Source organism: Microbacterium sp. NPDC087591 (genome assembly GCF_044743625.1).
Classification (GTDB): Bacteria; Actinomycetota; Actinomycetes; order Actinomycetales; family Microbacteriaceae; genus Microbacterium.
Genome location: NZ_JBIUWU010000002.1, coordinates 374,207 through 395,647, shown reverse-complemented (window position 1 = coordinate 395,647; position 21,441 = coordinate 374,207). Strand labels below are relative to the sequence as shown.

The window sequence follows — 21,441 nt, the reverse complement described above, 5'->3', positions numbered from 1 at the left end:
TATGAAGGCCTCGAAACCGGGAGGAATCGGTTGGATCGAACCTACGAAGCGGGCGTGGAGGCTTCGTCCGGCGTTTGCCGTGCTTCTACAAAGGCGTCCGCGATCTTCTGTGCAGTCTGTTCAATCTGCCAGGGGCGTGCCCCGAGTGCCGCGAGGGCATCGCCGATGTCCTCTGCGCTCTCGCCAGGCAGATCCCACGCGACGCGGCGCAGGTACTCGGGCGTCAGGAGGTTCTCCGTCGGCATGGACAACTCTTCGGCGATCGCCTCGACCACGGGACGAGCGGCCTTCAGACGGGCGTCGGCCTCCGGGTTCCGATCCACCCAGGCGCGCGGAGGCGGAAGGGCGTCGCTGGGCACCCGCTCACGAGGAAGCTCCTCCGTCGCACGGCCGTCGACGAACGCCTGCCACCAGCGATCCAGCTGTGTGCGGCTCGCGCGCCCCTGGAACTCCTTGGTGCCGGCAAGCGCCTGCTTGCTCTGAGGGTTCGCCATGACCGCGGCGACCAGTGACCTGTCGGGTACCAGCCGGCCGGGGGAGACGTCCTGCTCCTGGGCGAAGGACTCGCGCGCCTGCCAGAGCGCCCGGGCCACAGCCAGGTTGCGCGCTCCGCGCACCTGGTGGAGGCCGCTCAGCCGGCGCCAGGGGTCTTCACGAGGCGGCTTGGGGGCCCGGGCGAGCGTCGCCGCGAACTCCTCTTCGGCAAAGGACGTCTTGTTCTGCGCGACCAGCTCCTCCGCGAGTGCATCGCGGACGTCGACCAGGTGCAGCACATCGAGCGCGGCGTAGTCGAGCCACGAGTCGGGAAGCGGGCGCGTGGACCAGTCCGCGGCGGAGTGCTCCTTCTTCAGGGTGATGCCCAGGGTGTGCTCGACCACGGCTGCGAGCCCGACCCGTTCGAGCCCCAGCAGCCGCGAGGCGAGCTCGGTGTCGAAGATCGTCAGGGGCTCGAGGTGCAGCTCGCGCAGCGAGGGGAGGTCCTGACTCGCGGCGTGGAGAACCCACTCGACAGAGCCGATGGCTTCCTGCAGCGGGGCGAAGTCGCCGATCGCCGGCGGGTCGAACAGGAAGACGCCGGCATCGCGGCGGAAGACCTGCACGAGGTAGGCGCGCTGGGAGTAGCGGAAACCGGATGCGCGCTCCACATCCACCGCGACCGGACCGGTGCCTCGGGCGAGTGCGGCGCACGCCGCACGGAACTCTTCGGCATCCGAGATCACGGAGTATTCAGTCACGTACAGCCTTTCGCGCGCCGAGAACGGCGATGCCCTCGGAACCAGGCGGAAGACCCGCCAGCATTCCGACCAGCTCGGCCCATGCTTCGACGTGGGGTCGGAACGGGCCTTCCGGAGTCCAGGACGCCCGCAATTCTATCTGGGCGCCGTCGCCTTCGACGGCGAGACCCCCGAATCCCTTCGAGAGTGTCTTCGTCGAGGTCCCGGACGCAGCGTGGTAGACCGCGTCACGCGAGTCGAGGGCATCAACGAGCCAGGACCAGGTGACGTCGGCCAGCAACGGGTCCGTCCCGATCTCGGTCTCCAGCGGCGCCTGGGCGAAGATGACGATCCGCCACGCTCCGCCCCAGGCATCAGGCGCCTCTGGGTCGTGCAGCAGCACGAACCGTCCGGTGCCGTAGACGGACTCTCCGTCGGCCTCCGGCCGCACGTCGGCGGCGAGCGCGATGGCGAACGGGGCGAGCCCTTGCGGGGTGCCGATCTCGCGAACGACGATGTCGTCGCGGAACGCGGTCTCGCGCAGTTCAGCTATGGCGTTGTCGAAGAGCGACCCGGCGTCGGGGTGTGCGGTCACGGCAACAGGCTAGAGTCAGGAGGCGATGAAGAGTCTCAGGCACGCCGTTGCACTCCTTGTCCCCGCGTTGCTCGCACTCGGGGGTGTGCTGTCGATCATCGTCTTCCGGGTCGCCCGCCGGGTAGTCACCCCCGCGCGTCGCGCACCGGATGCGGAGATCATCGCGGTCGATACGGGTGCCCAGACCATCGAGCTGCGGCGAACGCTCGACACCGAGCTCCCTGGACGGTACGGCCTGTTCACCTCCGGTACCTACGGATACGTGAAGCTGGGCGCCGTGCTCAGCGCCGACACCAGCAGTGTGCGGCGCAAGCTGCTGACGCAGATCGAGCCGGGCGCACAGGTCGATCGAGACGCGCGGTTCAGCGGCTGGTACTACTCGTCCCCGAGCGAGCTCCACCTGCCGAGCCAGAACGTGCTGATCGGCTCCCCGGCGGGGCCCTGCCCTGCCTGGTTCTTCCCCGGCGAATCCCGCACCTGGGTCATCCAGGTGCACGGACGCGGTGCCATGCGCGCCGAGTGCCTGCGCGCGGTGCCGGTGCTGCATGCCGCGGGGATGCCCACTCTCGTGGTCTCGTACCGCAACGACGGGGAGGCACCCCGCAGCCGTGGCGGTGCGTATGCGCTGGGGGCGTCCGAATGGCGCGACGTGGATGCCGCGATCGCCTATGCGCTGCGGCACGGCGCCGATCGCGTGATCCTCATGGGGTGGTCGATGGGTGGCGCGGTGGCGCTGCAGACCGCGGTGAGTTCGGGGAACCGTGACCGGATCGCCGGTCTCATCCTGGATTCCCCCGTGGTCGATTGGCGCACGGTGCTGCGTTTCCAAGCCCATGCGGCCGGTATGCACGCGCCGCTGCCCGATCTTGCGATGGGTGCGTTGTCGATGCCGATCACCGCGCGGCTGAGCGGTGCCGAGGACGCGATCCCGTTCGACCGACTCGACATGGTGGCCCGCGCGCAGGAGCTCACGGTGCCGATCCTGATCCTGCATAGCGAAGACGACGGCTTCGTGCCGGTGGATGCCTCGCATGCGCTCCGCGATGCGCGTCCTGACCTCGTGACCATGCCGCGATTCACCGTGGCCCGCCACACCAAGCTCTGGAACTACGACCAGACGGGGTGGAACGCGGCGATCACCGAGTGGCTGCAGGCACAGGGCTTCAGCGCTTCTGTCTGACCTGCTTCTTCGCCCGCATCAGCATCCCGGTCATCCCGCCGATGCGCAGTGGTGACACGGCTTTGGTGAGTCCGATCGACTGCGGATAGTCGTCGGGGATCGCCAGCACCTCGTCGGGGGTGAGACCGGTGATGCCCTGGACCAGGATGCTCGCGAAGCCGCGGGTGGTCGGAGCCTCCGGCGGCGCTGTGGCGTGCATGGTGACGATCCCGTCGACGACCTCGACGTAGATGTAGACGGGGGACTGGCACTCCGCCACGCGCTCGCACATCTCCGGGTGGTTCGCCACCTCGTCGGACACCGGGGGGAGATCGTCGGCGAACTCCAGCAGGAGCAGCAGACGATCCGCCTCCGGGGTCTCGAGGAAGTCGTCTCGGATCTCGGCGAGGATGTCAGGGACGTCGGTGGTGCTCATCCCTGAATTCTCACACGCTCAGAGGGAACCGGGCTCGCTGCCGGTGACGATCGGCACGCGCACCGCGCTGCCCCACTCGGTCCACGAACCGTCGTAGTTGCGCACGTTCTCGAATCCGAGCAGGTGCTTGAGCACGAACCAGGTGTGGCTCGAGCGCTCACCGATGCGGCAGTAGGCCACGACCTCGTCGCCGTCCGCCAGACCGGCGCCGTCGCGGTAGATGGCGTCGAGCTCGGCGCGGGACTTGAATCCCCCGTCCTCCGCGACCGCCTTCGCCCACGGCACGCTCTGCGCGGTGGGGATGTGGCCGGCGCGCAGGGTTCCCTCCTCCGGGTAAGCGGGGGCCGTCGTGCGCTCACCGCTGTACTCCTCGGGCGAGCGGACGTCGATGAGGGGCTTGCCGATGTGGGAGAGGACGTCCTCCTTGTAGGCGCGGATGACGGAGTCGTCGCGCTCCACGATCGGGTACTCGGTCGCGGGGCGAACCGTCGCCTCTCGGGTCAGCTCGCGACCCTCCGCGATCCAGCGGTCGCGGCCGCCGTCGAGGAGGCGCACGTCTTCGTGGCCGAACAGGGAGAAGACCCAGAGCGCGTAAGCGGCCCACCAGTTGTTCTTGTCGCCGTAGATCACGACGGTGTCGTCGCGGGCGATGCCCTTGCGGCTCAGCAGTTCGGCGAAGCCTTCGCCGTCGACGTAGTCGCGCACGACCGGGTCGTTGAGCTCGGTGTGCCAGTCGACCTTCACGGCGCCAGGGATGTGCCCGGTCTCATAGAGCAGCACGTCCTCGTCGGACTCCACGACCACCAGCCCGGGAGCGTCGAGACGTGCAGCGAGCCACTCGGTCGTCACCAGTCGCCCGGGCTCGGAGTACTCGGCGAACTTGGGGGAGGAGGAATCGAACTCGATGGCCATAGGGATCTCCAAAGCGGTGAGCGGACGATGTGTCTGTGCAGACGGCGTAATGTTGACCCGTCCCCTACGACGATAGATCCCCGCTGTGCGCCCTGCGCCGGAATCGTAAGACTTCGACACAGGCCAGCACCGACACAGGACCGTGATGACCGATACGACGAGCCGCACCGGCATCGTGCACCTCACCGAGCGCCAGCCCACCGTCAGCGGCCCCGAGATGCTGGCGAGCCTCGTGCCGCCCCCGCAGTTCGACACCGCGACCTTCGAGAGCTACCGTGCGGATGCCGCGTACCCCTCGCAGGAAGAGGCGAAGGAGACGCTGATGCGCTTCGCCGGCCGGGGCGCTCCCCTCAAGCGCGGAGGATTCTTCAGCCGCGCGAAGAAGGAGCCCGAGCTGAAGCCGGGCGTCTATCTCGACGGCGGCTTCGGCGTCGGCAAGACGCACCTGTTGGCGTCGATCTACCACGCCATGTCCGCCCGTCGGAAGTACTTCGGCTCGTTCATCGAGTACACCGCCCTGGTCGGCGCCCTCGGCTACAAGAACACCGTGGATCTGCTCAAGGGCGCTGATCTCCTCTGCATCGACGAGTTCGAACTCGACGATCCGGGCGACACCATGGTGATGACCCGTCTCCTCGGTGAACTGGTTCCGACCGGCACCCGCCTGGCTGCCACGTCCAACACGCCGCCGAACGCTCTGGGCGAGGGGCGCTTCGCGGCTCAGGACTTCCTCCGTGAGATCCATGCGATGTCCGACAGCTTCCAGACGCTGCGCATCGACGGAGTCGACTTCCGCCAGCGTGCACTCGACGGTCACGCTGTGGTGCTCGACGACGCGCAGTACGGTGAGGCGCTCGAGGCCGCCGGTGCCACGAAGCGCGCCTCCGATGACTCGTTCGACGAGCTGATCCGGCATCTCGCGCAGGTGCACCCCTCTCGGTACATACGTCTGCTGACCGGAATCGATCTGGTGGGCCTGCGTGGCGTCCACCAGCTGGTCGATCAGTCCGAGGCGCTGCGGCTGGTCGCCTTCGTCGATCGGGTGTACGACGCCCAGATCCCGGTTATCGCCACCGGGGCCGGTCTGGATGGCGTGTTCTCCGACGAGATGCTGTCGGGTGGATACCGCAAGAAGTATCTCCGCGCCATCTCTCGACTCAACGCGCTCACGCATTCTGCGTAACCACGAAGACCCCTGTAACGCGATGTTCACACCCAGGGGCAGGCTGTAACAGGGAAGAAACAAACTTCACGCATTGACGAAACCGCGTGTGGTCACACTGAAGCTCTCAATTACTTCGGATGTGAGGTTTTCCTATGGATGCTCCCGGCAACATCTCGTGGGCGATCACCGCGACAGCGCTGGTTCTGCTCATGACGCCCGGCGTCGCCTTCTTCTACGGCGGTCTCGTCAAGGCGAAGAGCGTCGTCAGCATGATGATGATGAGCTTCGGCTCGATCGGCCTTGTCGCCGTGCTGTGGATTCTCTTCGGGTACTCGATGAGTGCCGTCGACAGCCCGACCGCCTTCGCCGGCAACCCGTTCGCCGACTTCGGACTGGCGAACCTCGCCGCCGGTGAGGGCTCCAACGTGGCGCTGCTCGGCGTCGCGTACGGTGCGACCTTCGCCATCATCACCGTCGCGCTGATCTCCGGTGCCATCGCCGACCGTGCGAAGTTCGGCAGCTGGCTGATCTTCGCGGGTGTCTTCGCCACGGTCGGCTACTTCCCGGTCGCGGCCTGGGTCTGGGGTGGCGGTTGGATCATGAACCTCGGCACCACGCTCTTCGGTGAGGACAGCGGAATCGGCGTCATCGACTATGCCGGTGGTACCGCGGTGCACATCAACGCGGGTGCAGCAGCTCTCGCCCTGGCACTCGTCCTCGGCAAGCGCATCGGATTCCAGAAGGGCATCCTCAAGCCGCACAACGTGCCGCTGACGCTCCTCGGCGCCGCGCTGCTGTGGTTCGGCTGGTTCGGCTTCAACGCCGGTGCCGAGTGGCTCGCGGAGGACATGGGCGGTGTCGGACTCATCGGCCTGAACACCCTCGGCGCCACGGCTGCCGCGATCCTCGGCTGGATCCTCATCGAGCGCATCAAGGATGGCAAGGCCACGTCGGTCGGCGCCGCTTCCGGTGCGGTCGCCGGTCTGGTCGCCATCACCCCCGCCTGCGCCAACCTGACGCCGGGCTGGTCGCTGCTGCTCGGTGCCGTCGCCGGTGTCGTCTGCGCTCTCGCCGTGGAGCTGAAGTTCCGCCTCGGCTTCGACGACTCGCTCGACGTGGTCGGCATCCACCTCGTCGGTGGTCTGATCGGAACGCTCTACCTCGGCTTCTTCGCCACCGGCACCGGCCTGTTCGTGGGCGGCGACGCCCGCCAGCTCGCCGTCCAGGTGATCGCCGCGCTCGGTGTGCTGATCTACTCCTTCGTCGTCGCCTTCATCATCGGCTTCGCGATCGAGAAGACGATCGGCTTCCGCATCACGAACGAGGACGAGATCGCCGGTGTCGACCAGGTCGTCCACGGTGAAGAGGGATACGCACTCGCAGATGCATGAGGGGCGGTTAGGGTGACCGTGTGAGTTCTTCCAACGGCATCCTCTCCACTCTCGCGGAGATCCTGCGCACAGCACTCGGATCGAATCGGGCGTCTCGGACATCAGCTCCGAGGCGCCCGACTGCGCGTCTGCGCACAGAACCGCATATCAGCGCGGCGTCATCGCAGGACGATGCCGGTCGTGGTGCGGGAACCGCCACGCGACGGATCGACCCCGACCGCATCGGGGCGCTGCAGATCGAGTACTCACCGGATCGCGACGGCGCCCCGGATGCCGGCGAGATCATCTGGACCTGGGTGCCCTACGAGGAGAACGACGGGCGCGGCAAGGACCGGCCGGTGCTCGTGATCGGTCGCGAGTCCGCCGATCGCGTCTACGCGGTGCGGATGACGAGCAAGCCGCATGACGGCGACCGGGACTACCTCTCGATCGGCACCGGGGCGTGGGACTCTCAGGGGCGCGAGTCCTGGGTCGACGTGGAGCAGTTGTACAGCGTGCACGAGCGCGGCATGCGGCGCGAGGCCGCCGTCCTGGCTCGCGTACGCTACGACCGCGTGGCGGCGGCTCTCACGCGGCGTTACGGCTGGCGGGCTGCGGGCTGAGGGCAGGGAACGCCCGCAGCACCATGTCGACGAGGTCGGAGAGCGGCCGCGTCAGTGGATCCGTGGCCGGGAGTCCGGTGCTCAGCTCGATCTCATCGATCGCGTCCGACAGCTGTGCCGCGCTGAGATTCTCGTGGTTGACCGTGACCCCGATGACCTGAGTGTCGGCGAACGCTTCGATCAGCGCGATCTCGCTCGTGACGGTCGGCATGTCGACCATCGGGAAGTCTCCGAGCACCCTGCGTCCGGGTGCGTGCTGCACGATCACAGCGGCCGGCTGACTTCCGCGGAGGATATGTGCCGAGGTGATGTACGCGGGATGGCTGAGCGCGCCCTGGCCCTCGACGATGATCACGTCGGGATCCTCGCCCTCGAAGGCGGCGACGACCTGGTTCTCGACTTCGCCGGAGCAGAACTGCGGCACAAGGGCGTCGAGAGCCACTCCGTACTTGCCACCCTGGATGATCGTGGTCTGCCCCGTGCCCACCATGACGGCATGGATGCCCCGCTCGTTGAGCGCGCGGACGAGCAGAGTCGCTGTGGTGCGTTTGCCGATCGCGCCGTCGGTGCCCAGCACCGTGATGCGCGGGCAGGTGACGTCGAAGATGCGCCCGGAGAACAGGTGCAGATCCTTCTTCTCCTTGGGACGGCGGATGTCGGTGATCGTGACGCCGGCGAGGAGGCTCGCGGCGACGAACTCGACATCATCCGTGAGGAACTCATGGAGGCCGTTGATGATGTGCATCCCTCGCGAGATGCCGTCGAGCAGCACGGTGCGCTGGTCCTCGGAGAGCAGCCCGTCTGCGGGAGCGACGCCGCAGATCAGGTAGTCCGGAACATGTCCCGCGTGCGCGATGGCCGCGGCGAGACTGTCGAGGATCGGGATTCCCTTGGCGGTGCCGTCCAGCAGCATCCCGGCATCCGCGCCGGCGTGCGTGGTGTCGATGACGCTGAGGATCTCGTACTTCTCGGAGTGCCGGACGAGACCGTTGGCGGTCTTGCCGTCCTGTTCGCCGAACTGGCCTTCGCAATACACGATGGCCGAGGTGCCGAAGGGGAGAGCGATCGGCGCGGCCCACTCGCGCGCGGCAGGATCGATCGAACGGGGTAGGGATGACACGGGCAGGACGCTCCTCGCACTCGCACAGAGGAGGCGACGGAGAACGAAATGGCCGAGAGGCCCGTTGGTCGACAAGAAGTCTTCCCTGACGCCGGCAAGATGCCGACGAGCTCACCGTAGCAGTGCCACCTGGGACCGGGCCGCGAGCGTGCGACCACGTTCCCTTCTCCGCGTTCGCGCGAGTTCCGGCAATCCGTTCCGGGGCGGGTGCCGAACCATCGTTGAGCCGCAACCGCGGCGAAGCACAAGGAGGAATCATGCGTTTCATCCCCACCAAGGTCCACGGTGCACTCGACTACATCGTGGGTATCGCGCTCATCGCCGCACCGTGGCTGTTCGGCTTCGCCGGCATGGGCGGTCCCGCTGTCGTCATCCCGATCGTCCTGGGTGTCGGACTCATCGTGTACAGCCTGTTCACGAAGTACGAATGGGGCCCCTTCGGCTTCATCCCGATGCCCGTCCACCTCGTGTTCGACATCGTCGCGAGCCTCTTCCTGGCGCTGTCGCCGTGGATCTTCGGCTTCTCCGGCGAAGCCCTGAACGTCTGGCTGCCCCACGTCGTGGTCGGCGCCGCCGTGATCGTCGTCGTGCTGTTCTCGCAGCCTCAGCCGGCACCGTCGCGCACCAGGGCCGCCACCGCGTGAGCCGTACCCCGGGAGGTCACGCTGTCTCGTGAGACTCCTCAGATCCTGTGATGACATGAGTCGGGCCGCTGTTCTCCTCGGGAGCAGCGGCCCGACTCATGTCGACTGCAGCAGGATCAGGCGAACACGCCGTCGCCGACGTTGCCGACGTATTGCACGTCGAGGCCGGCAGGCGACGAGGTCACCGTGTACGTGCTGCCGGTCGGGAAGTCTCCCGTTATCGAGAAGGCACCCATGTCACCGGTCTCGGTGGGGGTGAGAGCGATGCCGTTCGCGATGGTCACGACGTTGCCGTTCTCGGTGACGAGCCATCCGCCCGGCGCGGAGACGACGAAGTCCACCCCTTCCGGCAACACGAAGGTGATCGTGACGTCGCCGGGCTCGTAGTCTCCCGAGGCGCCGAATCCGTTGTAGTTGGAACCGTTCAGGAAGATGCCCGCGCCACCGAAGGCATTGCCGGTGACGAACAGAGTTCCTCCTCCTGTGCTCGCGGCGGCGAGCGGGACGCCCAGCGCGATGGCGACGACAGGGACCGACCAGACGCCGGCCGTGAGGATGGTGCGTCGTGCGATTCCGGTTTGCTCTTCCACCTGGCCTGGTCCTTTCGATCGGTGGCGGGTCATGAGAGAACCCTACGAGATGCCTCGAGGTGCGGGATAGGCGCGCCGTGAGGCGCAGTCTGTGAGCCGCCGTCTGTGAGGCGCGGTCTCAGGGCCGCAACGCCTCGCAGAGCCACCGCGCGTAGTGGTTCCACGGGAGGTCAGCGCTCTGAAGGGACGTGATGTGCTCCGCGAGCGGGGTCGCGAGCGTGAACCACTCGCCGCCCTCGCGAAGAGAGGCGAACTCCTGGTGGCGCCGGCGCTCCAGGGTCCTGTCCCCGCGTTCGAACGCGAGCAGTTCGTCGTGCCGGATGGCCTTGAGCCGCTGTCGTGGCCTGTGGCTCGTGCCGATCTTGACCCGTCGATCGAACCGGAGGTAATAGACGACATCCACCCGGGGGAGTGGAAGGCCATCATCTGGCACATCTCCGTAGCGCCATCCGCATACGGCGCACACCCATGCCTGGTCCACGCGCGTCCCGGTCAGGCTCGCACAGAGGAGGCACGGGCCGGGGAGGGCGTCGGTCGAGTCCATGGCGCGAATCTACGCGCCGCCACAGACAGGAGAAGAAAGAAGCCCCCGACGTATCGAGAGCTTCTGAATGGTGGGCGATACCGGACTCGAACCGATGACCTCTTCCGTGTGAAGGAAGCGCGCTACCAACTGCGCCAATCGCCCATGAGCTGTGAGGCTCGACAACCGATACTACCCGACCCGACGCGGCCCCGATGACCATCCGGCGAGACACGCGCGAGATTCGCTTCGGGTTTTGACACCGGCCGATCATCGGCTAATGTTTCATGAGTGCCCGGGACAACCGGGAACGAAATGCGGATGTAGCGCAGTTGGTAGCGCACAACCTTGCCAAGGTTGGGGTCGCGAGTTCGAGTCTCGTCATCCGCTCGAGTGTAGAGGGTCTTCTTCGGAAGGCTCTTTACGCGTGGGGTCAATCCACACGGTGGCGTGGCCGAGCGGCTAGGCACCGGCCTGCAAAGCCGTTTACACGGGTTCGAATCCCGTCGCCACCTCGCACACAACTGAACAGCCTTTCATAGGCGCGATTGGCGCAGCGGTAGCGCGCTTCCCTGACACGGAAGAGGTCACTGGTTCGATCCCAGTATCGCGCACAGACAAACCCCCGGTTCTCCGGGGGTTTTTTCGTGTTCGGGGGACATACGCAAGACTGGTCGCATGTCGCTTTCGCCAGCCCGCCGGCTCGGTATCTGGAGCCTCAGGCTCGATGCCGCCTACTGTCTGATCCTCGGGGTGCTCGTCGCTGCGGCGGCACCGCAGATCGCGACCGTCATGCGCGTGCCGCTGCCGCTCCTGTTCGCAGCGGGAATCATCGTCGTTGTCTGGGCATGCGCGGTGCTGTGGATGGTTTCCCGCCTGCGCCTGGCGCCGGCGCTCCGACTCGTGCTGGGAGTGAACATCGTGGCGACGGCCTTGATCGGCGCCGCCTCCGTCGTCGCTGAAACGCCGGTCATCGCCATCGTGGTTCTCGCTGTCGCGCTGGAAGTCGCTCTCTTCGCGGTGAGTCAGGCGATCGCCGTGCGTGGGCTCGCCCGGGGCCGCACCGCTTGAGTCGAGCGGGTCTGTCGACGGTGGTCACGTGCGGCGAGGCGACGGCGTGGGCGTGAGATCGCTCGCAGTCGCGACGTCCGCACCCACCGCGTGGGCCATCAGGTCCAGCGGGTCGAACCCGGTGCCGAGGAGCAACCGCACGCGCCAGAAGGATTCGGCCCCCAGCGCGGGAAGGCCGGTCAGCTGGAAGAGTTCGACGAGCGTGCACAGGGCGAGGGCGGACGCCCCGATGGCGACAGCGCTCGACCTGGGGAGCAGGAACGCGACGACGAGGTAGATCATGACGGCGTTGAGGGCATCACCGAGCAGACCGGGCGCGCGCGTGTGGGGATGCCGTGCAGGGCTGCTACGACATCTGGTCGATCAGGAGCTCTCCGTGGGCGTTGAGGCTCTCCATCATCCGCGCGATCCTCGCCGCGTCGATCTTCGCGACCTTCGGCTCGTCGAACGCCAGGACGAGCGGGATGCTCGGATGCACCCACGCGGTGAGCCGGCCCACAGGGTTCTTGCCGTCGGGCAGCCAGGTCATCATGAAGCTCTCCTGCCGGCGGAGCTTCGTGGCGATGACGATCTTCAGGTGCGCCAGAGTCACGTCGTCGATCTCGATCGGAGGACGTGAGCTGTTGTACTCGAGGGTTCCCATGCGAGCACGGTACGTCGGGCTCGGCGCGGCGGGCAGGGGCTTGACGAAGCGGGCCGGCCTGTCTAGGACGCGGGGTGATCCTCCGGCAGGTCGATGACCTCGTCCACGAGCAGGATTCCGCCTGTCGAATTCGCCGAGTGCATCAGCTCCTCGACCCACTTCACGTTGATCGAGGGCGCCTCGGGGTCGTCGAAGGTGAAACGCAGCGGGATCGAGGGGTGCAGCCAGATGGTGGAACGACCGGGAGCATCATTCTCCGAGTGCATCCAGGAGAGGGTGAAGCTCTCGTTGCGGCGCAGCTTGGTCGCGACCACCATCTTCAGATGCGCCAGAGCGCGATCCTCGATGTGGATGGGCTCTGAGCCGACGCCGTAATTCAATGTGCCCATACTCGTAACAATAGTGTCCTCGTCATGCTCCGAATGACCGCCATCCCGGCCCTAGAGTGGCTACGTGAGCCGGCTCCCTGACACCCGACCGTCCGGTTGTGTCGAGGCACGCATCTCCGACTCCGGCGCACTGCTGCTCATCAGCCTCGGAGCGAGCGCGCTCATGATGTGGCGCTTTCGTCCGTGGCGGTGGCTGACGCTCGCGGTTGGCGCACTCGTCCTGCTCGAGTTCGGCTTCTTCGCGCTCATCGGCGCCCTCGATCTCGTCGCGCTGCTCGTCGGCACCATCGGCCTCCTGCTCGTCGCATCGGTCGTCGTGCTGATCGTCCACAACGCCTGGCGGGTGCTCGACCCCGGGCGCCTCGTGTTCCTCTCACCCGATCGTCGCGCATGCCTCGACATCATCTACCGTGCCGACGGCCGTGTCACGCCGGCCAACCATTGCCGCGCGATCGGTGCCCGGAGCGCGCCGGCGCTCAGAGCGGCGGTGGGGTCATGGCTGCGTCAGACCGCGCCGAGAGACCTCGACATCCGCGCGCAGAACCTGCAGGTGGCCGCGCACTACAGGGGGCAGTTCCCCGAGCTCCAGATCATCGGACGGGACTGGATGGGCCATGTCCGATTGGGCATGGTCGTGAGCGCGGACGCTCCTCGCTCGGGCCGCTGAGCGGGCCGGTCGTTCTCACTCCTGGCCGCGCGGCGTCCTCTTGACGACGTCATAGGCGGCGAGAGCAGCCTTGCGCGTCTCGCCGAGGTCGACGATCGGTTCTTGCGCGAGCGTGTCCCCGGTCCACTGCGTCACGTACAGCCCTTGCGGGTCGAACTTCTTGGCCTGCAGCTCGGGGTTGAAGATGCGGAAATAGGGGGCAGCGTCCGCACCGGAGCCCGCGACCCACTGCCAGTTGAACGGATTGCTCGCCCCATCGGCGTCGACGAGCGTGTCCCAGAACCATTCCTCACCACGGCGCCAGTCGATCATCAGGTTCTTGATAAGGAACGACGCGGTGACCATCCGCACGCGGTTGTGCATGAAGCCGGTACGCCAGAGCTCCCGCATCCCCGCATCCACGAGTCGCACGCCGGTGTCTCCGCGCTGCCACGCCTCCAGGTGGCTCGGCTTCAGGCGCGGCCAGGGGAAGGCGTCGAATTCTCGTCGCAGGTTCTTCGTCGCGAGGTCGGGGAAGTGGAAGAGCGTGTGCCACGCGAACTCCCGCCACCCGATCTCCGACAGGAATCCGCCGGCGCCCTCGGTGTCCACGGACTCGGCCCACACCGTGAAGGGGCTGAGCTCGCCCCAGCGGAGTCGCGGCGAGAGCAGCGAGGTCGCCCCGGCCGCCGGCTCGTCGCGCGCGCGGTCGTATGCCGGGAGATCCTCGTCGAGGAAGGCTCTCAGCCGGCGACGGGCCGCGGGCTCTCCGGGCTCCCACGTCTCCCGCAGTCCGGCTGCCCAGTCCGGTCGTGTCGGCAGCAAGCCCCAGTCGTCGAGGTCGTCGGATGCCGTCGCAGCGCCGAATCCGTCGATCGTCCGCGGCTCCGGCAGCGGCGAGCGCGGGGCCGGCAGCGCGAGGCAGGCCCGCCAGAACGGCGTGAAGACCGAGTAGTGCGTGCCGCTGCCGGTGGTGACGGTCCAGGGCTCGTGCAGCAGCGAGCCCGCGAACGAGGTGACGTCGAGCCCGTCTGCACGCAGCGCGGTCTTCAGCTCCGCATCGATCTTGCGCTCGGGGCCACCGTAGCGACGGTTCCAGACCACCGCGCCGGCTCCGCTCTCCTGTGCGATCTCGTGTACGACCCTGCCGGCGGGGCCGCGGCGCAGCACGAGCGTCGCGCCTCGTTCGCGCATTCGCTCGCTCAGCGATGCGAGGGAGTGATGCAGCCACCAGCGCGCAGCTCCGCCGTGCGGGCGGATCCCTGGCGACTCCTCATCGAGCACGAACAGTGCGATGACGGGTTCCCCTCGATCGATCGCCGCCCTCAGCGCCGGATTGTCGGCGAGGCGGAGGTCGTCGCGGAACCAGACGATCGTAGGGGAGGACATGGCACCATTCTCGCGGAGGCGGACGACATCGTGCCGTTCACCGGCCGCGACGAGTGGAGCGTCGCGCCGGCTCGCCGGTGGCCCAGAGAGCCCAGATGACCAGCACGGGCTGCAGGAACAGGCGTCCGAAGCGTCGGGCGTCGGTGTCGAGCCCGGGCGTCGAGCGCCGCGTGCGCCACTGGTGGATGTTGCCGGGCAGCACGGCGACGAAGAACGCCGCGGTCGCCCATCCGACGCGTCGACGTTCCCGCGGAAGAGCGATGAGTCCTGCGGCGAGCGCGATCTCGGCCGCCCCCGAGGCGATCACGATGTCGTTCTTGTCCAGGCGGGTGATCCGGGTCGCCCAGTCCGGCACGACCACCCGGAACCCGCGTGTGCCGACGAAGTGAAGCACGCCGATCGCGCCGAGAGCGAGGGCGAGGACCCACCGTGCGATTGCTCTGCTCATCCGCTCACGCTACCTCGCCCGACCGTCGACTACTCGTTCGCCGTCGCGCGCGTCTGCTCCCAGGTGCGCAGTCCGTCGGCGATCTCGGGGGAGTGGGTGTGGTGCAGATAGTGCTCGCCATCGATCGGGATGACTGTGCCGTCGTTGACGGTGGCGGCCTGGCGCTCGTGCAGCGACAGCCACTCCGGGGTGACGGCGTTGTGCGCCACGACGAACAGCAACAAGGGCAGATCCGTGGGGAAGCGTGCATCCTTCGCATCCGCGAAGTTCGTGCGGATGCGGTCCATCTCATCGAGGATGGTGGGCGTGAGCGCGTTGCGATTGCTGATCAGCGTGATCTGCTCGCGGGCGTCGTCCGAGTATGCCGGCTCGTCGTAGCCGACCCCGTCGATCGCCTTGACCACTCGGATGAGGCCGAGGTTCTTCGCGGCGGACAGGAGACCGATCGGGAACACGATGTCCATGTTCGGCTGTCCCGGCACGCTGGTGTCGATCCCGACGAACGCGGACACCTCGTCGCGGTAGCGGTTCGTGTACTCGATGCCGTAGATCCCGGCGATGGAGTGCCCCGCCAGGATGTACCGGTCGATATCGAGCTCCTGCAGCGCGGCGTGCACCTCGGTCACGATGTTCTCGGTGGTGCGAGGGCGGTCGGTGCTGTCACTCAGGCCGTAGCCGAACGGTTCGACGACGACCACGCGGTGATCCTGCGCCAGATCGTCGACGAGCGGTGCGAAGTCGAGAACGGGTGACGCGGTGCCGTAGCCCGGGAGGAGCACGATCGTCGACGGACCGCTCCCCGTCACCAGCACGTTCATCTCACGGCCGTCCACCGTCACGGGCTGCCCGTACGGCTCTATCTGATCCGCCTCGGCACCGCTCGCCACGACGTTGACGAGCGTCGTCGTCGCCAGCCCGACCGCCAGGACGCCGGCGATCCCGGACAGGACGAACACTGCTCTCTTCGCGAACTTCTTCACAGGAACCTCTCTTGCAGCGCGCGGTGCGCTCCTGTCCTCCAGCGTTCCCGGTCCGGTGGGCCGCCGCGTCGCTCCAGCGCAGACAGTCATCTACCGCGTTCGCGGTACACGGATTCACCCCAGCGGGGGATCCGCCGAGACGGTCGCCGCGGAATACTGGAGTGATGTTGTCCCCACGCGACCCGGAGATCGCGCGCCGCGTGCGAGATGTGATCGTCATCGCGATGGTCGTGGCGTTCGCGGTCCTGCCGATCCCGGATGATCTCTATCGAGCGCGGGGACTGCTCATGATCCCGGCGCTGGTCCCTGCCGCCGCGATGCTGGTTCGCCGCAGGCGGCCGCTGGTCGTACTCGCGGTGAGCCTGCTGTGCGCGATCCTCGTCGCCACGGCCGGCATCATCGCCCCGAGTGCACTCGTGGCGGCTGCGGTGGCCGCATTCACGGTCGTCGATCAGCGCGGCCGACTCATCGGAGTGATCGCGGTGGTGAGCGCGGCCCTCATCGCCTACCTCTCGAACGGACTCGCGCTGGGCGGCGATCTGTTCGACTCCACGGCGTTCCAGTTCGTGGTGCTCATCCTCCTCGGCGGCGCCCTCGGTGACGCCACGCGGTCTCGACGGGAGGTGCTCGCCGGCATCACCGAGCGCGCGGAACGTGCGGAGCACGGGCGCGACGAGGAAGCACGTCGGCGCGTCGCCGAGGAGCGGGTACGCATCGCCCGCGATCTGCACGATGTCGTCGCGCACCAGATCTCGGTGATCAGTCTGAACGCCGGCGTCGCCTCGTCGGCGCTGGAGACGAGACCCGAGCGCGCGCGCGAGGCCCTGACGACGATCCGCAGCGCGTCCCGCACGGTTCTCACAGACATCGGCGGGCTCATGGCGTTGCTCCGCTCTGATGACACGGACGACGCGCGATCGCTTCATCCGCAGAGCGGTCTCGGCGAACGGGACGCACTCATCGCGCGCTTCACCGCGGTCGGCCTGCACGTCGACGTGGATCGAGATCACATCGCCGCCACCCTCTCCCCGGCAAGCGATCATGTCGCCTACCTCGCCCTCCAGGAGGGGCTGACGAACGCCCACAAGCATGGCGTGGGCGGGGAGGTCACGGTGTCGATCCACACGGATGCCGATGCTCTCGTGCTCACGCTCGTCAACGCCCGGAGCACGTCGTCCACGGCGCGGACCGTGAGCGGCCATGGCCTTCGGGGCCTCCGTGAACGGGTCACCGCGGTACGAGGACAGGTCGACACCGATGACACGGACGGGCGGTTCGTCCTCTCGGTGCGGATCCCCGCAGAGAGCGGCAGCGCATGAGCATCTCCGTCATCGTCGTCGACGACCAGCCCCTCGTGCGCCAAGCCGTGCGCGACATCCTGACCGACGGCGGACTCCGGGTGGTCGGCGAAGCGGCGAACGGACGGCAGGCCGTGGCCCTGGTCGCCGATCACGAGCCCGATGTCGTACTGATGGACATCCGGATGCCCGAGATGGACGGCATCGCCGCGACCGAGTCGATCTGCGCGGAACGACGCGGCAGCCTGGCGCGGGTGCTGATCCTCACCACCTTCGAAGAGGACGAGTACGTGGTGGCGGCGCTGCGCGCGGGCGCGAGCGGCTTCATCGGCAAGGGCGCGGAGCCCGACGAGATCGTGCACGCCGTCCGGACGATCCACGCGGGGGAGTCGCTTCTGTCGTCGGCCGCGACGCGCGCGCTCATCGAGCGATCACTGCGGCGCGCGGCCCCGACGATGTCCCGCGCTCAGGGGGAGATGCTCGCGCGACTCACTGCCCGTGAGCGGGAGGTGCTCCTCCTCGTCGCAGGAGGGCGGACGAATCAGGAGATCGCCGGGGAGCTCACGATCTCGCCGCACACGGCGAAGACGCATGTGCACCGGATCATGGCGAAGCTCGATGCGCGAGATCGGGCACAGCTCGTGATCCTCGCCTACGAATCCGGTCTCGTGATCGCCGGCGCCTGAGGGCTCGCGTTCATCGACGATCGAATCGTGCGCGGGAACCCCGCCACAGCGGTCAGGACGCCCCGGGCATGCGAGTAGCCTAGATCCAGACCCAGATGGAGTGATCAGTGCCTGAAAACGCCCAGCCGACAGACGGCTTCGCCCTGTTCTCTGACCGATCCGTCGTCGCCATGCGCGTCAACGGCATCCTCAAGGACCTCGCGACCACAGTGACCGACGCCGACGAGGTCGAGGCGGTCACGATCGACAGCCCCGACGGGCTGAACATCCTGCGCCACTCGACGGCGCACGTGCTGGCGCAGGCGGTGCAGCGGATCAACCCGCAGGCGAACCTCGGCATCGGCCCGCCCATCACCGACGGCTTCTACTACGACTTCGGCGTCGACTCGCCGTTCACGCCGGAGGACCTCAAGGCGATCACCAAGGAGATGCAGCGGATCGTCCGCGAGGGTCAGCGCTTCGTACGCCGCGTCGTCACGGACGACGAGGCCCGCGCCGAACTCGCCGACGAGCCGTTCAAGCTCGAGCTGATCGGCCTGAAAGGCGGGAAGGAAGCCGCCGAGGGCGCTTCGGTCGAGGTCGGCGAGGGCGAGCTGACGATCTACGACAACACCACGCGCGACGGCGAGGTCGTCTGGAAGGACCTCTGCCGCGGACCGCACCTGCCCAACACGCGCATGATCGGCAACGGCTGGGACCTCACCCGCATCGCCGCCGCCTACTGGCGCGGGAGTGAGAAGAACCCGCAGCTGCAGCGCATCTACGGGACGGCCTGGCCCACCAAGGACGAGCTGCGCGCCTATCAGCACCGGCTCGAAGAGGCGGCCAAGCGCGATCACCGTCGCCTGGGTAAGGAACTCGACCTGTTCTCGTTCCCCGAGGAGATCGGTTCGGGACTGTCGGTATGGCACCCGCGCGGCGGCATGATCCGCGGCGAGATGGAGCAGCACGCACGCAAGCGCCACATCGAGGGCGGCTACACGTACGTGTATACGCCGCACATCTCGAAGGAGGACCTCTTCCTCACCTCGAACCACCTCGTCACCTACAAGGACGGCATGTTCCCGCCGATCGTCATGGACGAGGAGCGCGACGACGAGGGCCACATCACCAAGCAGGGCCAGGACTACTACCTGAAGCCCATGAACTGCCCGATGCACATCCTGATCTACAAGGAGCGTGCACGCAGCTACCGCGACCTGCCGCTGCGCTTCGCCGAGAACGGCACGGTGTACCGGAACGAGCTCTCCGGTGCGCTGCACGGACTGACCCGTGTGCGCGGCTTCACTCAGGACGACTCGCACCTGTTCGTCACGCCCGACCAGCTCGAGGGCGAGGTGGCGAAGGTCCTCGATTTCATCCTCTCGATGCTCCGCGACTTCGGCCTCACCGATTTCGAGCTCGAGTTGTCGATGAAGGACGATGAGAAGTCGAAGTGGATCGGCTCCGACGAGTTCTGGGAGTCGTCGACCGACGCGCTCCGCCGCGTCGCCGTCGCCTCCGGGCTGAAGCTCACCGAGGTGCCGGGCGAGGCCGCGTTCTACGGACCCAAGATCGACCTGAAGACACGCGATGCGATCGGCCGCACGTGGCAGCTGTCGACCGTGCAGGTCGATCCCAACCTGCCAGAGCGCTTCGACCTCGAGTTCATGGACAAGGACGGGCAGAAGAAGCGTCCGATCATGATCCACCGCGCACTGTTCGGCTCGATCGAGCGCTTCTTCGCGATCCTGCTCGAGCACTACGCCGGTGACTTCCCGGTGTGGCTGTCGCCGGTGCAGGTGGTCGGCATCCCCGTCGCCGACGACTTCGCCGACTACCTCGGCGACGTCATCCACACGCTGCGGGACTCCGGCGTCCGCGCCGAGCTCGACACGTCGGATGACCGGATGCAGAAGAAGATCCGCACGCACACGACCGGCAAGGTTCCGCTGCTGCTGATCGCCGGGGAGAAGGATCGCGACGCCGGTACCGTCTCGTTCCGCTACCGCGACGGCACGCAGGAGAACGGTGTGCCGATCGCGGACGCCGTGGCCCGCATCCGCGCGGCGATCGACACGCATGCGCTCGTGCAGACGGCAGGGGATCTGGTGTGACCCTTCGACTCGCTCCGCTCGCTCACGGACCCGCCGGTGTCTGAGATGGTCGAGGACGCCGGCCATCTCGCCGGTGTGCCCGACGAGTTCCAGCGGCTGTGGACCCCGCATCGGATGGCGTACATCCAGGCGGGGCCGGAGCCGCTGCGTGAGGAGTGCCCGTTCTGCGAGGCTCCGAAGCACCCGGACGCCGAGCGTCTGATCGTCGCGCGTGGCGAGACGGCGTACGTGCTGCTGAACCTGTTCCCGTACAACTCGGGCCACCTGCTGGTGTGCCCGTATCGCCACATCGCCACGTACGACCAGGCGTCCGCGGAGGAGGTCGCCGAGATCGGCGCTCTCACCCAGATCGGCATGCGGGTGCTGCGCGAGGTGTCACACTGCGACGGCTTCAACCTGGGCATGAACCAGGGAGCCGTCGCCGGCGCTGGCGTCGACGGGCACCTGCACCAGCACATCGTGCCGCGGTGGACGTCGGATGCGAACTTCTTCCCGATCATCGCCAAGACCAAGGCGCTCCCGCAGCTCCTCGGCGAGGTGCGGGAGGCCGTGGCGAACGCGTGGCCTAGCGGACCTGACGCGCGGTGAACTGCATGCGCGGATTCGCGTAGAACTCCTGCGCCTCGACCAGGAGGAGCTCGCGCTCTCCTGATTCGAGCGTCGCCTTGAGCAGGTCGTACACGCTGGACGCGGTGCGCTCGAGCGCGGTCTTCGCGCTGCCGGTCTCGACGTAGTGCGCGGTGAACAGCGCGGCGGTGACGTCACCTGATCCGTTCGCCTTCATCGGCAGATGCGGGGTCTGCACGATCCAGGCGCCGTGCTCGTCCGCGGCCAGCATCTCGATCGTTCCCTCTTCGCGATCGGGTCGTTCGACGCTGGTCACCAGGACGGTGCGCGGCCCCATCGCGTGGGCGAGGTCGACGGAGGCGAGCGTGGACTCCAGCGTGTCGGGTTCGGTGTTGGTGAGGAACCCCAGCTCGAACTGGTTCGGCGTGATGATGTCGGCCACCGGCACGACCTTCTCGCGCAGCAGGACAGGGATGGCGGGAGCGACGAAGCACCCGGACTTGGCGTTGCCCATGACGGGATCGCAGGCGTAGATCGCGGCGGGGTTCGCCGCCTTCACCCTGGCGACCGCGTCGATGATCACATCGCCGATGCCCTCGCCGCCCTGGTAGCCGCTGAGGATCGCGTCGATCTGTCCGAAGACCCCGCGCTCCTCGATGCCGGTGATGACCTCGCGCACGTCGTCGGGAGCGATCAGCGGACCTCGCCAGGCGCCGTAGCCGGTGTGGTTGGAGAAGTTCACGGTGTAGACCGGGAGCACCTCCACGCCGATGCGCTGCAGCGGGAAGACCGCTGCCGAGTTCCCGACGTGACCGTATGCGACGGCGGACTGGATGGAGAGGATCTTCATCTCCCGATCCTTTCATTCAGGGCGCAC

The 21,441-nt window shown here is 67.4% G+C and carries 25 protein-coding genes and 4 tRNA genes; 14 read left to right on the top strand and 15 right to left on the bottom strand.

Annotation, left to right across the window (positions count from 1 at the left end):
* Window positions 1-41: 41 nt before the first annotated feature.
* Together ACIOVG_RS12500 and ACIOVG_RS12495 are read right to left on the bottom strand one after the other, a co-directional pair.
* Window positions 42-1,235, bottom strand: a complete 1,194-nt coding sequence (locus ACIOVG_RS12500; RefSeq protein ID WP_400873736.1) for a ribonuclease D — start codon at window positions 1,233-1,235, stop codon at window positions 42-44.
* Window positions 1,228-1,809, bottom strand: coding sequence for a DUF3000 domain-containing protein (locus ACIOVG_RS12495; RefSeq protein WP_400873733.1), 582 nt, complete (start codon window positions 1,807-1,809; stop codon window positions 1,228-1,230). Before ACIOVG_RS12495 ends, ACIOVG_RS12500 begins: the two co-directional genes overlap by 8 nt.
* Window positions 1,810-1,834: 25 nt before the next feature.
* Between ACIOVG_RS12495 and ACIOVG_RS12490 the strand changes: the two genes are divergently transcribed.
* On the top strand, window positions 1,835-2,989 hold the full coding sequence (locus tag ACIOVG_RS12490) for an alpha/beta hydrolase family protein (protein WP_400873730.1): 1,155 nt from the start codon (window positions 1,835-1,837) through the stop codon (window positions 2,987-2,989).
* Here the strand turns inward: ACIOVG_RS12490 and ACIOVG_RS12485 are convergent.
* Window positions 2,973-3,404, bottom strand: a complete 432-nt coding sequence (locus ACIOVG_RS12485; RefSeq protein WP_400873727.1) for a SufE family protein — start codon at window positions 3,402-3,404, stop codon at window positions 2,973-2,975. The genes ACIOVG_RS12490 and ACIOVG_RS12485 overlap by 17 nt on opposite strands.
* A gap of 18 nt (window positions 3,405-3,422) precedes the next feature.
* Window positions 3,423-4,316 carry a sulfurtransferase gene (locus tag ACIOVG_RS12480; RefSeq protein ID WP_400873724.1) on the bottom strand — a complete coding sequence of 298 codons (894 nt, stop codon included), beginning with the start codon at window positions 4,314-4,316 and terminating at the stop codon, window positions 3,423-3,425.
* A gap of 145 nt (window positions 4,317-4,461) precedes the next feature.
* On the opposite strand from ACIOVG_RS12480, the gene zapE reads away from it, so the two are divergent.
* The 3 genes from zapE (at window position 4,462) to ACIOVG_RS12465 (ending at window position 7,474) form a co-directional block, all read left to right on the top strand.
* On the top strand, window positions 4,462-5,499 hold the full coding sequence (gene zapE / locus ACIOVG_RS12475; RefSeq protein WP_400873721.1) for a cell division protein ZapE: 1,038 nt from the start codon (window positions 4,462-4,464) through the stop codon (window positions 5,497-5,499).
* 134 nt (window positions 5,500-5,633) lie between these two features.
* Window positions 5,634-6,872 (top strand): ammonium transporter, encoded by a 1,239-nt coding sequence (locus ACIOVG_RS12470; RefSeq protein ID WP_400873718.1) that lies wholly within the window; start codon window positions 5,634-5,636, stop codon window positions 6,870-6,872.
* A 20-nt stretch (window positions 6,873-6,892) separates the two neighbouring features.
* A complete protein-coding gene (locus ACIOVG_RS12465) occupies window positions 6,893-7,474 on the top strand; it encodes a type II toxin-antitoxin system PemK/MazF family toxin (protein WP_400873715.1) in 582 nt (193 codons plus the stop codon).
* On the opposite strand, the gene ACIOVG_RS12460 is transcribed toward ACIOVG_RS12465, so the two are convergent.
* Window positions 7,440-8,594: a DUF1611 domain-containing protein gene (locus tag ACIOVG_RS12460; RefSeq protein ID WP_400873713.1), complete on the bottom strand. Its 1,155-nt coding sequence runs from the start codon at window positions 8,592-8,594 to the stop codon at window positions 7,440-7,442. The two genes, ACIOVG_RS12465 and ACIOVG_RS12460, sit on opposite strands and share 35 nt — an antisense overlap.
* A 257-nt stretch (window positions 8,595-8,851) precedes the next feature.
* Between ACIOVG_RS12460 and ACIOVG_RS12455 the strand changes: the two genes are divergently transcribed.
* Window positions 8,852-9,238, top strand: a complete 387-nt coding sequence (locus tag ACIOVG_RS12455) for an SPW repeat protein (RefSeq protein WP_400873710.1) — start codon at window positions 8,852-8,854, stop codon at window positions 9,236-9,238.
* Window positions 9,239-9,354: 116 nt separating this feature from the next.
* Here ACIOVG_RS12455 and ACIOVG_RS12450 read toward each other — a convergent pair whose 3' ends face one another.
* The 3 genes from ACIOVG_RS12450 to ACIOVG_RS12440 all read right to left on the bottom strand — a co-directional run bounded on the left by ACIOVG_RS12450 (window position 9,355) and on the right by ACIOVG_RS12440 (window position 10,516).
* Window positions 9,355-9,828: a hypothetical protein gene (locus tag ACIOVG_RS12450; RefSeq protein ID WP_400873707.1), complete on the bottom strand. Its 474-nt coding sequence runs from the start codon at window positions 9,826-9,828 to the stop codon at window positions 9,355-9,357.
* Window positions 9,829-9,946: 118 nt separating this feature from the next.
* Window positions 9,947-10,372: a GIY-YIG nuclease family protein gene (locus ACIOVG_RS12445; RefSeq protein ID WP_400873705.1), complete on the bottom strand. Its 426-nt coding sequence runs from the start codon at window positions 10,370-10,372 to the stop codon at window positions 9,947-9,949.
* Window positions 10,373-10,440: 68 nt separating this feature from the next.
* Window positions 10,441-10,516, bottom strand: a tRNA-Val gene (locus ACIOVG_RS12440).
* A gap of 152 nt (window positions 10,517-10,668) precedes the next feature.
* Between ACIOVG_RS12440 and ACIOVG_RS12435 the strand changes: the two genes are divergently transcribed.
* The 4 genes from ACIOVG_RS12435 (at window position 10,669) to ACIOVG_RS12420 (ending at window position 11,422) form a co-directional block, all read left to right on the top strand.
* Window positions 10,669-10,741, top strand: a tRNA-Gly gene (locus ACIOVG_RS12435).
* Between the two features lie 54 nt (window positions 10,742-10,795).
* Window positions 10,796-10,866, top strand: a tRNA-Cys gene (locus ACIOVG_RS12430).
* Window positions 10,867-10,893: 27 nt separating this feature from the next.
* Window positions 10,894-10,965: transfer RNA gene (locus ACIOVG_RS12425), tRNA-Val, on the top strand.
* A gap of 64 nt (window positions 10,966-11,029) precedes the next feature.
* Window positions 11,030-11,422, top strand: a complete 393-nt coding sequence (locus ACIOVG_RS12420; protein ID WP_400873702.1) for a hypothetical protein — start codon at window positions 11,030-11,032, stop codon at window positions 11,420-11,422.
* 24 nt (window positions 11,423-11,446) lie between these two features.
* Here ACIOVG_RS12420 and ACIOVG_RS12415 read toward each other — a convergent pair whose 3' ends face one another.
* The 3 genes from ACIOVG_RS12415 to ACIOVG_RS12405 all read right to left on the bottom strand — a co-directional run bounded on the left by ACIOVG_RS12415 (window position 11,447) and on the right by ACIOVG_RS12405 (window position 12,454).
* A complete protein-coding gene (locus ACIOVG_RS12415; protein WP_400874777.1) occupies window positions 11,447-11,731 on the bottom strand; it encodes a DUF2809 domain-containing protein in 285 nt (94 codons plus the stop codon).
* Window positions 11,732-11,768: 37 nt separating this feature from the next.
* Window positions 11,769-12,065 carry a hypothetical protein gene (locus ACIOVG_RS12410; RefSeq protein WP_400873699.1) on the bottom strand — a complete coding sequence of 99 codons (297 nt, stop codon included), beginning with the start codon at window positions 12,063-12,065 and terminating at the stop codon, window positions 11,769-11,771.
* A 62-nt stretch (window positions 12,066-12,127) separates the two neighbouring features.
* Window positions 12,128-12,454, bottom strand: coding sequence for a hypothetical protein (locus ACIOVG_RS12405; RefSeq protein ID WP_400873696.1), 327 nt, complete (start codon window positions 12,452-12,454; stop codon window positions 12,128-12,130).
* A 64-nt stretch (window positions 12,455-12,518) separates the two neighbouring features.
* On the opposite strand from ACIOVG_RS12405, the gene ACIOVG_RS12400 reads away from it, so the two are divergent.
* Window positions 12,519-13,121, top strand: a complete 603-nt coding sequence (locus ACIOVG_RS12400; RefSeq protein WP_400873693.1) for a hypothetical protein — start codon at window positions 12,519-12,521, stop codon at window positions 13,119-13,121.
* 15 nt (window positions 13,122-13,136) lie between these two features.
* Here the strand turns inward: ACIOVG_RS12400 and ACIOVG_RS12395 are convergent, their stop codons facing one another.
* The 3 genes from ACIOVG_RS12395 to ACIOVG_RS12385 are packed head-to-tail and all read right to left on the bottom strand — an operon-like array spanning window position 13,137 to window position 15,917.
* Complete coding sequence (locus ACIOVG_RS12395) at window positions 13,137-14,489, bottom strand: cryptochrome/photolyase family protein (RefSeq protein ID WP_400873690.1); 1,353 nt, start codon at window positions 14,487-14,489, stop codon at window positions 13,137-13,139.
* Window positions 14,490-14,526: 37 nt separating this feature from the next.
* Window positions 14,527-14,937 carry a hypothetical protein gene (locus tag ACIOVG_RS12390; RefSeq protein WP_400873687.1) on the bottom strand — a complete coding sequence of 137 codons (411 nt, stop codon included), beginning with the start codon at window positions 14,935-14,937 and terminating at the stop codon, window positions 14,527-14,529.
* Window positions 14,938-14,966: 29 nt separating this feature from the next.
* The gene (locus tag ACIOVG_RS12385; RefSeq protein WP_400873686.1) at window positions 14,967-15,917 is read right to left on the bottom strand and encodes an alpha/beta fold hydrolase; all 951 of its coding nucleotides are present in this window, start codon (window positions 15,915-15,917) and stop codon (window positions 14,967-14,969) included.
* A 164-nt stretch (window positions 15,918-16,081) separates the two neighbouring features.
* Here ACIOVG_RS12385 and ACIOVG_RS12380 point away from each other — a divergent pair, with 164 nt between their 5' ends.
* The 4 genes from ACIOVG_RS12380 (at window position 16,082) to ACIOVG_RS12365 (ending at window position 20,585) form a co-directional block, all read left to right on the top strand.
* The gene (locus tag ACIOVG_RS12380) at window positions 16,082-17,236 is read left to right on the top strand and encodes a sensor histidine kinase (RefSeq protein WP_400873683.1); all 1,155 of its coding nucleotides are present in this window, start codon (window positions 16,082-16,084) and stop codon (window positions 17,234-17,236) included.
* Window positions 17,233-17,901: a response regulator gene (locus ACIOVG_RS12375; RefSeq protein WP_400873680.1), complete on the top strand. Its 669-nt coding sequence runs from the start codon at window positions 17,233-17,235 to the stop codon at window positions 17,899-17,901. Before ACIOVG_RS12380 ends, ACIOVG_RS12375 begins: the two co-directional genes overlap by 4 nt.
* A gap of 170 nt (window positions 17,902-18,071) precedes the next feature.
* Complete coding sequence (gene thrS / locus ACIOVG_RS12370) at window positions 18,072-19,997, top strand: threonine--tRNA ligase (RefSeq protein ID WP_400874775.1); 1,926 nt, start codon at window positions 18,072-18,074, stop codon at window positions 19,995-19,997.
* A gap of 45 nt (window positions 19,998-20,042) precedes the next feature.
* Window positions 20,043-20,585 (top strand): HIT family protein, encoded by a 543-nt coding sequence (locus ACIOVG_RS12365; protein WP_400874773.1) that lies wholly within the window; start codon window positions 20,043-20,045, stop codon window positions 20,583-20,585.
* Here ACIOVG_RS12365 and pdxY read toward each other — a convergent pair.
* Window positions 20,563-21,414 carry a pyridoxal kinase PdxY gene (pdxY, locus tag ACIOVG_RS12360; RefSeq protein ID WP_400873677.1) on the bottom strand — a complete coding sequence of 284 codons (852 nt, stop codon included), beginning with the start codon at window positions 21,412-21,414 and terminating at the stop codon, window positions 20,563-20,565. The genes ACIOVG_RS12365 and pdxY overlap by 23 nt on opposite strands.
* Window positions 21,415-21,441 lie beyond the last annotated feature (27 nt).

Excerpts from the sequence above, each read along its gene's own strand:
- ACIOVG_RS12490 (WP_400873730.1), top strand. The coding sequence starts at position 1,835 with ATGAAGAGTCTCAGGCACGCCGTTGCACTCCTTGTCCCCGCGTTGCTC.
- ACIOVG_RS12485 (WP_400873727.1), bottom strand. The coding sequence starts at position 3,404 with ATGAGCACCACCGACGTCCCTGACATCCTCGCCGAGATCCGAGACGAC.
- ACIOVG_RS12480 (WP_400873724.1), bottom strand. The coding sequence starts at position 4,316 with ATGGCCATCGAGTTCGATTCCTCCTCCCCCAAGTTCGCCGAGTACTCC.
- zapE (WP_400873721.1), top strand. The coding sequence starts at position 4,462 with ATGACCGATACGACGAGCCGCACCGGCATCGTGCACCTCACCGAGCGC.
- ACIOVG_RS12470 (WP_400873718.1), top strand. The coding sequence starts at position 5,634 with ATGGATGCTCCCGGCAACATCTCGTGGGCGATCACCGCGACAGCGCTG.
- ACIOVG_RS12455 (WP_400873710.1), top strand. The coding sequence starts at position 8,852 with ATGCGTTTCATCCCCACCAAGGTCCACGGTGCACTCGACTACATCGTG.
- ACIOVG_RS12445 (WP_400873705.1), bottom strand. The coding sequence starts at position 10,372 with ATGGACTCGACCGACGCCCTCCCCGGCCCGTGCCTCCTCTGTGCGAGC.
- ACIOVG_RS12420 (WP_400873702.1), top strand. The coding sequence starts at position 11,030 with ATGTCGCTTTCGCCAGCCCGCCGGCTCGGTATCTGGAGCCTCAGGCTC.
- ACIOVG_RS12410 (WP_400873699.1), bottom strand. The coding sequence starts at position 12,065 with ATGGGAACCCTCGAGTACAACAGCTCACGTCCTCCGATCGAGATCGAC.
- ACIOVG_RS12405 (WP_400873696.1), bottom strand. The coding sequence starts at position 12,454 with ATGGGCACATTGAATTACGGCGTCGGCTCAGAGCCCATCCACATCGAG.
- ACIOVG_RS12395 (WP_400873690.1), bottom strand. The coding sequence starts at position 14,489 with ATGTCCTCCCCTACGATCGTCTGGTTCCGCGACGACCTCCGCCTCGCC.
- ACIOVG_RS12390 (WP_400873687.1), bottom strand. The coding sequence starts at position 14,937 with ATGAGCAGAGCAATCGCACGGTGGGTCCTCGCCCTCGCTCTCGGCGCG.
- ACIOVG_RS12380 (WP_400873683.1), top strand. The coding sequence starts at position 16,082 with ATGTTGTCCCCACGCGACCCGGAGATCGCGCGCCGCGTGCGAGATGTG.
- ACIOVG_RS12375 (WP_400873680.1), top strand. The coding sequence starts at position 17,233 with ATGAGCATCTCCGTCATCGTCGTCGACGACCAGCCCCTCGTGCGCCAA.
- thrS (WP_400874775.1), top strand. The coding sequence starts at position 18,072 with ATGCGCGTCAACGGCATCCTCAAGGACCTCGCGACCACAGTGACCGAC.
- ACIOVG_RS12365 (WP_400874773.1), top strand. The coding sequence starts at position 20,043 with ATGGTCGAGGACGCCGGCCATCTCGCCGGTGTGCCCGACGAGTTCCAG.
- pdxY (WP_400873677.1), bottom strand. The coding sequence starts at position 21,414 with ATGAAGATCCTCTCCATCCAGTCCGCCGTCGCATACGGTCACGTCGGG.